This window comes from Pseudomonas parasichuanensis, from assembly GCF_021601385.1.
Lineage (GTDB): Bacteria > Pseudomonadota > Gammaproteobacteria > Pseudomonadales > Pseudomonadaceae > Aquipseudomonas > Aquipseudomonas parasichuanensis.
The window spans coordinates 68,505-82,487 of the sequence record NZ_BQHO01000030.1; the positions used below are offsets into that span (position 1 = coordinate 68,505).

A 13,983-nucleotide genomic window follows, 5' to 3' on the forward strand; every position below is an offset into this window, starting at 1 on the left:
TCAGATGCTCTCCAGCTCGGACCACTCTTCCTCGGTCATCATCTTGTCCAGCTCGACCAGGATCAGCAGCTCGCCGTTCTTGTTGCAGACGCCCTGGATGAACTTGGCCGATTCTTCGTTACCGACGTTCGGTGCGGTCTCGATTTCCGACTGGCGCAGGTACACCACTTCAGCGACGCTGTCGACGAGGATCCCGACCACCTGCTTGTCCGCCTCGATGATGACGATGCGGGTATTGTCGGTGATGTCCGAAGGCATCAGGCCGAAGCGCTGGCGGGTGTCGATCACCGTCACCACGTTGCCGCGCAGGTTGATGATGCCCAGCACATAGCTGGGTGCGCCCGGTACCGGAGCGATCTCGGTGTAGCGCAGCACTTCCTGCACCTGCATGACGTTGATGCCGTAGGACTCATTGTCCAGACGGAAAGTAACCCACTGCAGGATCGGATCTTCGGAACCTTGTGCAGACGACTTCTTCATTCCCCTAGCCCTCTCAATCCGCCCTCGGCGGTGTGCTCTGTGTAGCCGCGGCAGTAGCGGCGTTGATTCAGTTGTGTTTGATGTTCATCTGTTTGACGGCGCCACTGGCGATCAGCTCGGCCAGCTCGGCGACGTCGAGCAGCGCGCACATGTGTTCGATCACCGTGCCGGCCAGCCACGGCCGCTGGCCGCGCTGGCTGCGCCACTTGATCTCGCTCGGGTCCAGGCGCAGCGAACGGCTGACCTGGTGTACCGCCAGGCCCCATTCGTAGCCCTGTACCGAAATCACGTACTGCAAGCCCTGGCGGAAGTCCTCGCGGTAGCGGTCGGGCATGACCCAACGCGCGGTATCGAGCACTTTCAGGTTGCCCGCCTGGCAGCTGAGGATGCCGAGGAACCAGTCCGGCTGGCCGAACAGCGGTGTCAGTTCCTGGCCGGCCAGCGAATAGATCGAGCCCAGGCAGACCAGCGGCACCGCCAGCGTGAGGCCGGCGACGTCGAACAGCAGGCATTCGAACGGCTCGGCCGCCCAGGCCGGACGGCCATCGGCCGTGGCCGGTGGCACAGGCGCGGCGGGTGCCGGCAGGTGCACCTCGACCAGTGGCGCGACCGGCTCCGCGGCCTGGACCTCGGTCAGCAACGGGATGCTGGCCTCGGCCACCACCGCGCTTTCGACCACACTGACGACCGGTTCCGGCACAGGCTGGGCCGGTGCCAACACGGTCGGCAGCACCTTGACCTGCGGCTCGGCAAAAGGCCGCGCCGCTGCGGGGGCAGGTTCAACCTGGCGGCGGGCATCAGCGGCCTGTTCTTCGCGAACAGCTGCTTCGAATTCGTCGCTGGGCGCCTGGCTGGCCGGCTGCGCGACAGGCGCAGGTTCCGGCAGTTCGAAGGATTCGGTGGCTTCCTGCAGCAGGCCATCGAGGTAGGACTGCAAGGCCATTTGCGGTTTGCTGGCAATTTGCCGGGCTTGGTTCATCAGGCCACCTGCAGCGCGGAACGATAAGTAAGCAGGTGCTTGAGCAGCGCCCGGTAGGCAATGACGCCACGGCTCTTGCCGTCGAACTGCGAGGGCGTGACGCCATTGCGGCTGGCATCGCGCAGGCGCGTGTCAACCGGGATGTAGCCCTGCCAGACCTGCTCGCCATAGGTGTCGCGCAGCACTTTCAAGGTGCCCAGCGAGGCCTGGGTGCGGCGGTCGAACAGGGTCGGGACGATCTGGTAGGGCAGCGCCTGCTTGCGCGAACGGTTGACCATGGCCAGGGTCCCGACCATGCGCTCCAGGCCCTTGACCGCAAGGAATTCGGTCTGCACCGGGATCACCAGCTGCTGGCAGGCGGCGAGGGCATTGACCATCAGCACGCCCAGCAGCGGCGGGCTGTCGATCAGGGCGAAGTCGAAGTCCTGCCACAGCTGCGCCAGACTCTTGGCGATTACCAGGCCCAGGCCACTCTGTCCCGGCGACTGGCGCTCCAGCACTGCCAGCGCGGTGCTCGACGGCAGCAGCGAGATACGCTCGTCACTGGTGGGCAGCAGCAACTGGCCGGGCAGCCCTTCGGGCACCGTGCCCTTGTGCAGGAACAGGTCGTAGCAGCTGTGCTCGAGCGCGTCGGGGTTGTGCCCGAAATAGCTGGTCATCGAGCCGTGCGGGTCGAGGTCGACAACGACCACGCGCTTACCCGCCTCGGCCAGCAGGCCGGCCAGGGCGATGGTGGTGGTGGTCTTGCCAACGCCACCCTTTTGATTGGCTACTGCCCAGACTCTCATAGGACAACTCTTGACTCGTTGATGCCGGCGATCACCGGCTTGCGGCGACAGAGAATTGACGAGTTATTGCCCCGCCACCGATGCTGGCGTGGCTGGTGCACTTTGTGTGCCAGCCCGGCGCAAGGCCGCATCCGGCGTGGCATTGGCGCTACCGCTACCGGTCAGGCTGCGACGCACCTCGAGGTTGCGCGAAATCACCAGCACCACACGGCGGTTGCGCGCACGCCCTTCGGCAGTGTCGTTGCCGGCCACCGGCTGGTATTCGCCATAGCCCACCGAAGCCATGCGCGCCGGGTTGACGCCTTCCATCGCCAGCAGGCGGACGATGCTCGCCGCCCGCGCCGAAGACAGCTCCCAGTTGGTTGGGTATTGCGCCGTGCGGATCGGCAGGTTGTCGGTGAAGCCTTCGACGTGCACCGGGTTGGCGAACGGCTTGAGGATCTTCGCCACCTTTTCGACGATCGAGAAGGCAACGTCGCTGGGCATGGCGTCACCGCTGCCGAACAGCAGCGAGGAGTTGAGTTCGATCTCGATCCACAGCTCGTTGCCCCGCACGGTCATCTGGTCGGACTTGATCAGGTCGCCGAACGCATCGCGCACATCGTCGGCGATGCTCTTGAGCGGGTCGACGCTGGCCTGGCTCAGGCCGGCATCGGTCTGCTCGCTGTCCTTGACCAGCGGTTCGGCAGGCTTGACCGTGAGCGGACGCTCGTCGCCGATGGGGATCGGCTTCATGCTGCGCTCGGGGTCGTTGAACACCCCGATGAGCGCCTGCGAGATCTGCTTGTACTTGCCCTCGTTGATCGAGGAAATCGAGTACATGACCACGAAAAAAGCGAACAGCAAGGTGATGAAGTCGGCGTACGACACCAGCCAGCGCTCGTGGTTTTCGTGTTCCTCGGTATGACGACGACGGGCCATGGGTTACTCCATGAAGCCATGCAGCTTGAGCTCGATCGAGCGCGGGTTCTCACCTTCGGCGATCGACAGCAGGCCCTCGAGCAGCATCTCGCGGTAACGCGACTGGCGCAGGGTAACGGCCTTGAGCTTGTTGGCGATCGGCAGCAGGATCAGGTTGGCACTGGCGACACCATAAATGGTGGCGACGAATGCCACGGCAATGCCGTTACCCAGTTGCGAAGGGTCGGCGAGGTTGCCCATCACATGGATCAGGCCCATCACCGCACCGATGATACCGATGGTCGGCGCATAGCCGCCCATGCTCTCGAACACCTTGGCCGCCTGGATATCGCGGGCTTCCTGGGTGAGGAAATCAACCTCGAGGACGCTGCGAATGGCTTCCGGCTCGGCACCGTCTACCAGCAGTTGCAAGCCCTTGCGCGCATAGGGGTCGGGTTCGGCATCAGCCACGCCTTCCAGGCCCAGCAGGCCTTCCTTGCGGGCGGTCAGGCTCCAGTTGACGACACGGTCGATACCGCCGGCCAGGTCGACCCGAGGCGGGAAGAAGATCCAGCGCACGATCTGCAGCGCACGTTTGAATGCCGACAGCGGCGACTGCAGCAGCGCCGCCGCCAGGGTGCCGCCCAGCACGATCAGCGCCGCAGGGCCGTTCAGCAATGCACCGACATGCCCACCCTCAAGGAAGTTACCGCCGACGATGGCGACGAAAGCGAGGATCAGGCCGATCAGGCTCAAGACATCCATCAGACGCACGCCTCGACCAGGTGCTTGCCGATCTCGTCCAGGCTGTACACCGCGTCGGCGAGGTTGGCCTTGACGATTGCCATGGGCATGCCATAGATCACGCAGCTGGCTTCATCCTGCGCCCACACGGTGCTGCCGCCCTGCTTGAGCAGGCGGGCACCTTCACGACCATCGGCGCCCATACCGGTGAGCACCACCGACAGCACCTTGTCACCATAGGACTTGGCGGCGGAGCCAAAGGTGATGTCGACACACGGCTTGTAGTTCAGGCGCTCGTCGCCCGGCAGGATTTTCACCGTGCCACGGCCATCGACCATCATCTGCTTGCCGCCAGGCGCCAACAGGGCCAGGCCCGGGCGCAGCACGTCACCGTCCTCGGCTTCCTTGACACTGATCTTGCACAGCTTGTCCAGGCGCTCGGCGAAAGCCTTGGTGAAGGCCGCCGGCATGTGCTGGATCAGTACGATCGGCGCCGGGAAGTTGGCTGGCAGTTGGGTCAGCACACGCTGCAGCGCGACCGGGCCACCAGTGGAAGTACCGATGGCCACCAGCTTGTAGGGTTTGCGCTTGGGCGCAGGTGAATGGGCAGCAGCAGGCGCGGCGGTGCGCACCGGTGCGGCCGGGCGGGCAGGCGTGCTGCCGGCAAAGCTGCTGGCTGGCGCGTGGCTGCTGGCCGGTGCTGGCGCGGGGGCCGGCGCCGGGCTGGAATACGCGCCGAAACGGCGGTTGCTGCGCGAGATGGTGTGAACCTTCTCGCACAGCATCTGCTGGACTTTCTGCGGGTTGCGCGAAATGTCCTCGAAATTCTTGGGGAGGTAATCCACCGCACCGGCATCCAGCGCATCCAGCGTAACGCGGGCGCCTTCATGGGTCAGCGACGAGAACATCAACACCGGCGTCGGGCAGCGCTGCATGATGTGCCGCACCGCGGTGATGCCGTCCATCATGGGCATTTCGTAGTCCATGGTGATGACATCGGGCTTGAGCGACAGCGCCTGGTCGATAGCTTCCTTGCCATTGGTCGCGGTGCCCACGACCTGGATCGTCGGGTCGGCCGAGAGAATTTCCGAGACACGGCGGCGGAAGAAACCGGAATCATCCACCACCAGGACCTTGACTGCCATAAACACTCCATTAGGTGGCGCACCCGCCAGGGCGCGCCACCGAAATCAAATACGCCGGGCGGCGTAACGCTTGAGCATGCTCGGGACGTCGAGGATCAACGCGATACGGCCGTCACCGGTGATGGTGGCGCCGGACATGCCCGGGGTACCCTGCAGCATCTTGCCCAACGGCTTGATCACCACTTCTTCCTGCCCTACCAACTGGTCGACCACGAAGCCGATGCGCTGGGTGCCCACCGACAGAATCACCACGTGGCCCTCACGCTGCTCTTCGTGCGCCTGGTCCTGGACCAGCCAGCGCTTGAGGTAGAACAGCGGCAGCGCCTTGTCGCGCACGATCACCACTTCCTGGCCGTCGACCACGTTGGTGCGCGACAGGTCGAGGTGGAAGATCTCGTTGACGTTGACCAGCGGGAAGGCGAACGCCTGGTTGGCCAGCATCACCATCAGGGTCGGCATGATCGCCAGGGTCAGCGGCACCTTGATGACGATCTTCGAGCCCTGGCCCTTGGCCGAGAAGATGTTGATCGAGCCGTTGAGCTGGGAAATCTTGGTCTTCACCACGTCCATGCCGACACCGCGGCCGGACACGTCGGAGATCTCGGTCTTGGTCGAGAAGCCCGGGGCGAAGATCAGGTTGTAGCAGTCCGACTCGCTCAGGCGGTCGGCGGCGTCCTTGTCCATCAGGCCCTTTTCCACGGCCTTGGCGCGCAGCACGCTCGGGTCCATGCCCTTGCCGTCATCGGAGATCGACAGCAGGATGTGGTCGCCTTCCTGCTCCGCCGACAGCACCACGCGGCCGGTACGGGCCTTGCCCGAGGCCTCGCGCTCGTCGGGCATCTCGACACCATGGTCGACGGCGTTGCGCACCAAGTGCACCAACGGGTCGGCCAGGGCCTCGACGAGGTTCTTGTCGAGGTCGGTCTCTTCACCGACCAGCTCCAGGTTGATCTCTTTCTTGAGCTGGCGGGCCAGGTCGCGGACCAGGCGCGGGAAGCGGCCGAAGACTTTCTTGATCGGCTGCATGCGGGTCTTCATGACCGCGGTCTGCAGGTCGGCGGTGACCACGTCGAGGTTGGACACGGCCTTGGACATGGCCTCGTCGCCGCTGTTCAGGCCCAGGCGCACCAGGCGGTTACGCACCAGCACCAGTTCGCCGACCATGTTCATGATCTCGTCCAGGCGCGCGGTATCGACCCGCACCGTGGTTTCCGCTTCGCTGGCGCCGTGCTTCTCGGCGGCCGGTGCCGGGGCACGGGCAGGCGCCGCAGCGGCCGGCTTGGCAGCCGGGGCGGGTGCGGCAACTGGCGCAGGCGCAGGCTTGGCCACGGGCTTTGCTTCGGCCTTGGGCGCGGCCGCCACGGCAGCAGCGGGTGCTTCGGCAACCACCGCATCGCCGGAGAACTTGCCCTTGCCATGCAACTGGTCCAGCAGCGCTTCGAATTCATGCTCGCTGATGTCATCGCCCGCAGCAGCAGGCGCGGCACTGGCAGCCGGCGCAGCAGCGCCCTGCAGTGCATCGACGGCGAAGGTGCCCTTGCCGTGCAACTGGTCAAGCAACGACTCGAACTCGTCGTCGGTAATCTCGTCGCTGGCTGCAGCGGGAGCGGCGGTTGCCGGCTCGCTGGCCGCCACGTCGGTCGAAAACTGGCCTTTGCCATGCAACTGGTCGAGCAGGTTCTCGAACTCGGCGTCGGTGATCTCGTCACCGCCGGTGACCGGCGCCTCGCCTTGCATCTGCTCATGCAGCTCGGCCTCGGCCTTGACCGCATCGAGCGAGTTGAGCAGTTGTTCGAACTCGGTGTCGGTGATGTCCGGCTCGGCACTGGCCTCAACCACCGGCTCAGCTTCGACCACGGCGGCTGGTGCCTGGGCGGCACCCGGTTCGGCCAGGCGCGACAGCGCTGCGAGCAGTTCCGGGGTGGCCGGTGTGACATCCGTGCGCTCACGCACCTGGCCGAACATGCTGTTGACCGTGTCGAGCGCTTCGAGCACCACGTCCATCAGTTCCGCGTCGACCCGGCGCTCACCTTTGCGCAGGATGTCGAACACGTTCTCGGCGATGTGGCAGCACTCCACCAGTTCGTTGAGCTGAAGGAAGCCGGCGCCCCCTTTTACAGTGTGGAAACCGCGGAAAATCGCATTGAGCAGGTCCGCGTCATCGGGCCGGCTTTCCAGCTCGACCAACTGCTCGGACAACAACTCGAGGATTTCGCCGGCCTCTACCAGGAAATCCTGAAGGATTTCTTCATCGGCGCCGAAGCTCATTAAACGTGCTCCTTAAAAACCCAGGCTGGACAGCAGATCATCGACATCGTCCTGACCGGACACGACGTCTTCACGCTTATCGGCATGAATCTGCGGACCTTCACCCCGAGTCGGATGTTTTTCTTCATCTTTTTCAGCGCGCAGCTGCTGGTGGTCATGTTCGATACCGGCAAAGCGGTCGACCTGGCTTGCCATCAGCACGAGCTTGAGCAGATTGCTTTCTACTTCGGTGACCAGCGCGGTAACCCGCTTGATCACCTGGCCGGTCAGGTCCTGATAGTCCTGAGCCAGCAAGATATCGTTGAGGTGCCCGGCGACCTTGCGGTTACCTTCGGCACTGTGCGTCAGGAAACTGTCGACGCGCTTGACCAGCTCACGGAATTCCGGCGCCGCCACTTCGCGACGCATGAAGCGCTGCCAGTCGGCGGACAGGTCCTGGGCTTCGCTGGCCAGGGTGTTGAGCACCGGCGTGCTCTCCTCCACCAGGTCCATGGTGCGGTTGGCCGCGCCTTCGGTAAGGCGCACCACGTAGGAGAGGCGTTCGGTGGCATCGGTGATCTGCGAGACTTCCTCGGCCTGCGGCATCGCCGGGTCGATCTGGAAGCTGACTATCGCGCTGTGCAGTTCACGGGTGAGCTTGCCGACTTCCTGGTACAAGCCCCGGTCGCGCGTCTGGTTCAGCTGATGAATCAGCTGCACCGCATCGCCGAACCGGCCGCGCTCGAGGCTCTCGACCAGTTCCTGGGCATGTTTTTTCAGGGTTGATTCGAACTCACCCAGCGAGTTGTTGGTTGACTCCATGGCGCCCCCTGAGGTGTCTCAGCCGTTGACGCGTTCGAAGATCTTCTCGATCTTTTCTTTGAGCACCTGGGCGGTGAAAGGCTTGACCACATAGCCGTTTACCCCGGCCTGGGCCGCTTCGATGATCTGCTCACGCTTGGCTTCGGCGGTCACCATCAGCACCGGCAGGTGCTTCAGACGCTCGTCAGCACGGACTTTGCGCAGCAGTTCGATGCCGGACATGCCCGGCATGTTCCAGTCGGTCACCAGGAAATCGAAGTGGCCGCTCTCGAGCATCGGCAGCGCGGTGTTGCCATCGTCAGCTTCCGAGGTATTGGTGAAACCCAGATCACGCAACAGGTTCTTGATGATCCGCCGCATCGTCGAAAAGTCGTCAACGATGAGGATTTTCATGTCTTTGTTCAAGTAGACCTCCAAGCAGTCTTAAGCGCGCTCGGCGCCGAGCGCGCAGTCAATCAATTCGGTAGTACAAAAAACGACTGCATCGAACCCGGGCTCAACGTGCCCGCCATTCCCCCAGGCGGCCGCGCAAACGCGCCGCACACTGGCTATGCAACTGGCTGACACGCGATTCGCTGACCCCCAGCACCTCACCGATTTCCTTGAGGTTCAGCTCTTCGTCGTAGTACAGCGCGAGCACCAGGCGCTCCCGCTCCGGCAGGTTGGCGATCGCCTCGGCCAGGGCACGCTGGAAGCGCTCGTCTTCCAGATCACGCGATGGCTCCAGCTGGCCGCTGGCCCCGTCCTCGTGCAAGCCTTCGTGTTCACCGTCCTGCAACAGGTCGTCAAAACTGAACAGGCGGCTGCCCAAGGTGTCGTTCAGAATCCCGTAGTAATCATCGAGACTCAATTGGAGTTCGGCAGCAACCTCATGATCTTTAGCGTCGCGACCGGTTCTTGCTTCAACCGAACGCATGGCGTCACTGACCATGCGCGTATTGCGATGCACCGAACGCGGCGCCCAGTCACCCTTGCGCACCTCGTCGAGCATGGCACCGCGGATGCGGATACCGGCGTAGGTTTCAAAGCTGGCGCCCTTGCTGGCGTCGTACTTGTTGGCGACTTCCAGCAGGCCGATCATGCCGGCCTGGATCAGGTCCTCGACCTGTACGTTGGCCGGCAGGCGCGCCAGCAGGTGGTAGGCGATGCGCTTGACCAGCGGCGCGTAGCGCTCGACCAGCTCGTACTGGGCGTCTTTCGACGCCTTGCTGTACATCTTGAAACCGCTCGCACTCATAGCACTGGCCCTGCGCTGGTGGGCTGCACCAGACGCTCGACGAAGAATTCCAGGTGCCCGCGCGGGTTGGCTGGCAGCGGCCAGCTGTCGACCTTCTGCGCGATGGCCTTGAAGGCCAGCGCACACTTGGACCGAGGGAAGGCTTCATAGACCGCCCGCTGCTTCTGCACTGCCTTGCGCACACATTCGTCGTAAGGCACGGCGCCGACGTATTGTAGGGCCACGTCGAGGAAGCGATCCGTGACCTTGGTCAACTTGGCAAACAGGTTGCGCCCTTCCTGCGGGCTCTGCGCCATGTTGGCCAGCACGCGGAAGCGGTTCATACCGTAGTCGCGGTTGAGCAGCTTGATCAGGGCGTAGGCATCGGTGATCGAGGTGGGCTCGTCACACACCACCAACAACACCTCTTGCGCCGCGCGCACGAAGCTGACCACCGACTCGCCGATACCGGCGGCGGTGTCGATCACCAGCACATCGAGGTTGTCGCCGATTTCGCTGAACGCCTGGATCAGGCCGGCGTGCTGGGCCGGCGCCAGGTGCACCATGCTCTGGGTGCCCGAGGCGGCCGGCACGATGCGCACCCCGCCCGGCCCCTGCAGCAGCACATCGCGCAGCTCGCAACGGCCCTCGATCACGTCGGCCAGGGTGCGCTTGGGCGTCAGGCCCAGCAGCACGTCGACATTGGCCAGGCCCAGGTCGGCGTCGAGCAGCATGACCCGGCGGCCGAGTTCGGCCAGTGCCAAAGACAGGTTCACTGAAACGTTGGTCTTGCCGACGCCACCTTTACCACCGGTGACGGCGATCACCTGTACGGGATGCATGCTACCCATGTCTGTTGTTTACCTTGTCTTGCTTGGACCCAGGCCACATGAGGGGCTTGATGCTCAGCACCGCGGCCAGGCCGGGCAACCCCATGATGTAGGTACTTTGCACAGTATTCACCCTCACCCCGCCCGCTTGCCGGGGTTGTGGTAGAGATCAGCGAACATGTCGGCCATGGCCTCCTCGCTAGGCTCGTCCTGCATCTGTACGCTCACCGCGCGGCTCACCAGTTGGTGTCTGCGGGGCAATTGCAGGTCATCCGGAATACGCGGCCCGTCGGTCAGGTAGGCAATCGGCAATTCGTGACCGATAGCCAGGCTCAGCACCTCACCGAGGCAGGCTGTTTCATCGAGCTTGGTCAGGATGCAACCGGCCAGGCCACAGCGCTTGTAGCTGTGGTAGGCAGCGGTGAGCACCTGTTTCTGGCTGGTGGTGGCCAGTACCAGATAGTTCTTCGAGGCGATGCCACGCCCGGCCAGCGTCTCCAGCTGCATACGCAGCGCCGGGTCGCTGGCCTGCAGGCCGGCGGTGTCGATCAGCACCACGCGCTTGCGCAGCAGCGGCTCGAGCGCCTGGGCCAGGGACTCGCCCGGATCGACGTAGGTGACCGGCACATTGAGGATGCGCCCCAGGGTTTTCAGCTGCTCCTGGGCACCGATGCGGAAGCTGTCCATGCTCACCAGCGCGATATTGCTCGCGCCGTACTTGAGCACATAGCGTGCGGCCAGTTTCGCTAGCGTGGTGGTCTTGCCCATGCCGGCCGGGCCGACCATGGCGATCACCCCGCCCTCCTCGATCGGCTCGACCTCGGGCACGTCGATCATCCGCGCCAGGTGCGCCAGGACCATGCGCCAGGCGTGGCGCGGCTCTTCGATTTCAGCGGTCAGCTCCAGCAGCTCGCGGGCCAGCCCACCCGACAAGCCCAGGCGCTGCAGACGGCGCCAGAGGTTGGCCTGTTGTGGCTTGTTGCCTTGCAGCTGGCTCCAGGCCAGCGAACCGAGTTGCACTTCGAGCAGCTCGCGCAGGCCGGTGAGCTCCGAGCGCATGGCATCGAACAGGCGCGGGTCGACCGGCGCAGCGGCAGGCGCGGTGGGCGCCACCGGCACGTCGACATGCGGCTCGACCAGCGGTTCGGAGGCGGTCAACGACTGCCCGGCGAACAACTGCCGGTTGCCCTCGCCGATTTCGCTGCGCCCGCTGATTTCAGCCTGGGCGGTGACGATGCGCGACTGGGTCTTGCGCAGCTCGTCCTCAAGCTCGGCATTTGGCACCCGTGGCGCCAGGGCGGACAGCTTGTAGTCCAGCGCGGCCGTCAGCTCGACGCCGCCAGCGATGCGCCGGTTGCCGATGATGGCGGCATCGGAGCCCAGCTCATCACGAACCAGCTTCATGGCTTGGCGCATATCGGCGGCGAAAAAACGCTTAACTTGCATAACCCACTACCTCAGCCGTTGGGGCCCACGGTGGCAACAATGGTGACTTGCTTGTTGTCAGGTATTTCCTGATACGCCAAAACATGCAAATTCGGTACAGCCAGGCGACCGAAGCGCGACAGCATGGCACGGATCGGGCCGGCAACCAGGAGGATGGCCGGCTGGCCCTGCATTTCCTGACGCTGGGCCGCCTCGATCAACGAGCGCTGAAGCTTTTCGGCCATGCTCGGCTCAAGAAGAACACCGTCTTCCTGACCTTGCCCGGCCCTTTGCAAACTATTGAGCAAGATCTGTTCCAACCTTGGCTCAAGGGTAATCACAGGCAGCTCGGACTCAACGCCGACAATGCTTTGAACGATAGCGCGGGACAAACCAACCCGCACCACCGCCACCAACGCGGCGGTATCTTGACTCTTCACCGCATTGTTCGCGATGGCTTCGGCAATGCTGCGAATGTCACGTACCGGCACCTGCTCGGCGAGCAACGCCTGCAGAACCTTGAGCAAGCCCGACAAGGAAATGACACCCGGCACCAGCTCTTCGGCCAGCTTCGGCGACGCCTTGGCCAACACCTGCAGCAACTGCTGGACCTCTTCATGGCCGATCAGCTCATGGCAATGCTTCTGCAGGATCTGGTTGAGGTGGGTGGCAACCACGGTGCTGGCATCCACCACCGTGTAACCCAACGACTGCGCCTGGGCGCGCTGCCCCACATCGATCCACACCGCTTCCAGGCCGAACGCCGGGTCGCGCGAGGCGATGCCGTTGAGCGTGCCGAACACCTGGCCGGGGTTGATCGCAAGTTCCCGGTCCGGGTAGATCTCGGCCTCCGCCAGGATCACCCCCATCAGCGTCAGGCGATAGGCACTGGGCTGCAGGTCGAGGTTGTCGCGAATGTGCACGGTAGGCATGAGGAAACCCAGGTCCTGGGACAGCTTCTTGCGCACGCCCTTGATCCGCGCCAGCAATTGGCCGCCCTGGTTGCGGTCGACCAGCGGAATCAGGCGGTAACCCACCTCCAGGCCGATCATGTCGATAGGCGTGACGTCATCCCAGCCCAGCTCCTTGGTCTCCATGGCACGCTGCGGCGAGGGCAGCAGGTCCTGCTGGCGCTGCATCTCTTCCAGGGCCAGGACCTTGGCCTTCTGCTGCTTCTTCCACACCAGGTAGGCGGCACCGGCGGCTATCGCACCCAGGCTGATGAAGGCCATGTGCGGCATGCCCGGCACCAGGCCCATGACGATCATCAACGCGCCGGAAACCGCCAGGGCCTTGGGCGAATCGAACATCTGCCGGTTGATCAGCTTGCCCATGTCCTCGGAGCCCGAAGCACGGGTCACCATGATCGCGGCAGCGGTGGACAGCAGCAGTGATGGCAATTGCGCCACCAAACCGTCACCGATGGTCAGCAGCGCGTAGACCTTGCCGGCGTCGCTGAAGGTCATGCCGTGCTGCAGCATGCCGATCAGCATGCCGCCGATGAGGTTGATGAACAGGATCAGCAGGCCGGCGATGGCGTCACCGCGGACGAACTTGCTGGCACCGTCCATCGAACCATAGAACTCGGCCTCCTGGGCCACTTCGGCACGGCGCGCCTTGGCCTGGGCCTGGTCGATCAGGCCGGCATTGAGGTCGGCGTCGATGGCCATCTGCTTGCCCGGCATGGCATCGAGGGTGAACCGCGCGCTCACTTCGGAGATACGCCCGGCACCCTTGGTCACCACCACGAAGTTGATGATCATGAGGATGGCGAACACCACCGCACCGACGACATAGTTGCCGCCGATCACCACTTCACCGAAAGCCTGGATCACCTTGCCCGCGGCGCCATGGCCTTCCTGGCCATGCAGCATCACCACCCGGGTAGAGGCGACGTTCAGCGCCAGGCGCAACAGCGTGGCCACCAGCAGGATGGTCGGGAAGGCGGCGAAGTCGAGCGGGCGCAGGGCGTAGACGCACACCAGCAGGACCACGATCGACAGGGCAATGTTGAAGGTAAAGAACACGTCGAGCAGGAACGGCGGTATCGGCAACATCATCATTGCCAACATCACCAGCAGTAACAGCGGCACGCCGAGGTTGCCCCGGCCCAGACCGGCCAGGTTGTTGCGCGCGTTGCTGATTAACTGTGTGCGATCCACCGCGAGTCCTCTTGAAGCAAAACTTTGACGCCTGGGTGGCGCCTGGCGCTGGCTTTGCAAGAAGCTTTCCAACTTTGGGGAAAGACTCGAGAAGTGTTCGCCTTCAGAGGTGTTGCGCTCGATTTGCGCCCCATCCCAAAAACCAAGGCGAACACCGGGCGGCCCTGACGCAATCCCGGCAGGCCTGACACCCCCAGTCTTTTCAAGATTTTTACCCCCGCCCATTAGTCCCCGCACCCCCGGAT

At 63.9% G+C, this 13,983-nt stretch carries 13 protein-coding genes; all 13 read right to left on the reverse strand.

Annotated features, from left to right (window positions below; genetic code table 11):
* Positions 1 to 480 carry a chemotaxis protein CheW gene (locus tag L6D77_RS21170; protein ID WP_110995276.1) on the reverse strand — a complete coding sequence of 160 codons (480 nt, stop codon included), beginning with the start codon at positions 478 to 480 and terminating at the stop codon, positions 1 to 3.
* A gap of 67 nt (positions 481 to 547) precedes the next feature.
* A complete protein-coding gene (locus L6D77_RS21175; RefSeq protein ID WP_232880101.1) occupies positions 548 to 1,459 on the reverse strand; it encodes a CheW domain-containing protein in 912 nt (303 codons plus the stop codon).
* Entirely contained in the window at positions 1,459 to 2,247 is a 789-nt protein-coding gene (locus L6D77_RS21180) for a ParA family protein (RefSeq protein ID WP_110995274.1), read from the reverse strand. Before L6D77_RS21180 ends, L6D77_RS21175 begins: the two co-directional genes overlap by 1 nt.
* Before the next feature lie 63 nt (positions 2,248 to 2,310).
* Positions 2,311 to 3,168 (reverse strand): flagellar motor protein MotD, encoded by an 858-nt coding sequence (gene motD / locus L6D77_RS21185; RefSeq protein WP_232880102.1) that lies wholly within the window; start codon positions 3,166 to 3,168, stop codon positions 2,311 to 2,313.
* A 3-nt stretch (positions 3,169 to 3,171) separates the two neighbouring features.
* Entirely contained in the window at positions 3,172 to 3,912 is a 741-nt protein-coding gene (locus L6D77_RS21190) for a flagellar motor protein (RefSeq protein WP_232880103.1), read from the reverse strand.
* Positions 3,912 to 5,036, reverse strand: coding sequence for a protein-glutamate methylesterase/protein-glutamine glutaminase (locus L6D77_RS21195; protein WP_232880104.1), 1,125 nt, complete (start codon positions 5,034 to 5,036; stop codon positions 3,912 to 3,914). The genes L6D77_RS21190 and L6D77_RS21195 overlap by 1 nt, the downstream gene beginning before the upstream one ends.
* Before the next feature lie 45 nt (positions 5,037 to 5,081).
* Positions 5,082 to 7,304, reverse strand: a complete 2,223-nt coding sequence (locus L6D77_RS21200) for a chemotaxis protein CheA (protein ID WP_232880105.1) — start codon at positions 7,302 to 7,304, stop codon at positions 5,082 to 5,084.
* A 12-nt stretch (positions 7,305 to 7,316) separates the two neighbouring features.
* Complete coding sequence (locus L6D77_RS21205; RefSeq protein ID WP_125463293.1) at positions 7,317 to 8,105, reverse strand: protein phosphatase CheZ; 789 nt, start codon at positions 8,103 to 8,105, stop codon at positions 7,317 to 7,319.
* A gap of 18 nt (positions 8,106 to 8,123) precedes the next feature.
* Entirely contained in the window at positions 8,124 to 8,498 is a 375-nt protein-coding gene (locus L6D77_RS21210) for a chemotaxis response regulator CheY (RefSeq protein WP_178125875.1), read from the reverse strand.
* 103 nt (positions 8,499 to 8,601) lie between these two features.
* Entirely contained in the window at positions 8,602 to 9,342 is a 741-nt protein-coding gene (gene fliA / locus L6D77_RS21215) for an RNA polymerase sigma factor FliA (protein WP_110995267.1), read from the reverse strand.
* Positions 9,339 to 10,172 carry a flagellar synthesis regulator FleN gene (fleN, locus tag L6D77_RS21220; RefSeq protein ID WP_008093270.1) on the reverse strand — a complete coding sequence of 278 codons (834 nt, stop codon included), beginning with the start codon at positions 10,170 to 10,172 and terminating at the stop codon, positions 9,339 to 9,341. Before fleN ends, fliA begins: the two co-directional genes overlap by 4 nt.
* A gap of 114 nt (positions 10,173 to 10,286) precedes the next feature.
* Positions 10,287 to 11,597: a flagellar biosynthesis GTPase FlhF gene (gene flhF / locus L6D77_RS21225; protein WP_232880106.1), complete on the reverse strand. Its 1,311-nt coding sequence runs from the start codon at positions 11,595 to 11,597 to the stop codon at positions 10,287 to 10,289.
* A gap of 11 nt (positions 11,598 to 11,608) precedes the next feature.
* Positions 11,609 to 13,738 carry a flagellar biosynthesis protein FlhA gene (flhA, locus tag L6D77_RS21230; RefSeq protein ID WP_232880107.1) on the reverse strand — a complete coding sequence of 710 codons (2,130 nt, stop codon included), beginning with the start codon at positions 13,736 to 13,738 and terminating at the stop codon, positions 11,609 to 11,611.
* Between the last annotated feature and the right edge of the window lie 245 nt (positions 13,739 to 13,983).

Coding starts and splice junctions, on each gene's coding strand:
- flhF (WP_232880106.1), bottom strand. CDS start 11,597: ATGCAAGTTAAGCGTTTTTTCGCCGCCGATATGCGCCAAGCCATGAAG.
- L6D77_RS21175 (WP_232880101.1), bottom strand. CDS start 1,459: ATGAACCAAGCCCGGCAAATTGCCAGCAAACCGCAAATGGCCTTGCAG.
- fleN (WP_008093270.1), bottom strand. CDS start 10,172: ATGGGTAGCATGCATCCCGTACAGGTGATCGCCGTCACCGGTGGTAAA.
- L6D77_RS21180 (WP_110995274.1), bottom strand. CDS start 2,247: ATGAGAGTCTGGGCAGTAGCCAATCAAAAGGGTGGCGTTGGCAAGACC.
- L6D77_RS21210 (WP_178125875.1), bottom strand. CDS start 8,498: ATGAAAATCCTCATCGTTGACGACTTTTCGACGATGCGGCGGATCATC.
- L6D77_RS21170 (WP_110995276.1), bottom strand. CDS start 480: ATGAAGAAGTCGTCTGCACAAGGTTCCGAAGATCCGATCCTGCAGTGG.
- L6D77_RS21190 (WP_232880103.1), bottom strand. CDS start 3,912: ATGGATGTCTTGAGCCTGATCGGCCTGATCCTCGCTTTCGTCGCCATC.
- L6D77_RS21205 (WP_125463293.1), bottom strand. CDS start 8,105: ATGGAGTCAACCAACAACTCGCTGGGTGAGTTCGAATCAACCCTGAAA.
- fliA (WP_110995267.1), bottom strand. CDS start 9,342: ATGAGTGCGAGCGGTTTCAAGATGTACAGCAAGGCGTCGAAAGACGCC.
- L6D77_RS21200 (WP_232880105.1), bottom strand. CDS start 7,304: ATGAGCTTCGGCGCCGATGAAGAAATCCTTCAGGATTTCCTGGTAGAG.
- L6D77_RS21195 (WP_232880104.1), bottom strand. CDS start 5,036: ATGGCAGTCAAGGTCCTGGTGGTGGATGATTCCGGTTTCTTCCGCCGC.
- motD (WP_232880102.1), bottom strand. CDS start 3,168: ATGGCCCGTCGTCGTCATACCGAGGAACACGAAAACCACGAGCGCTGG.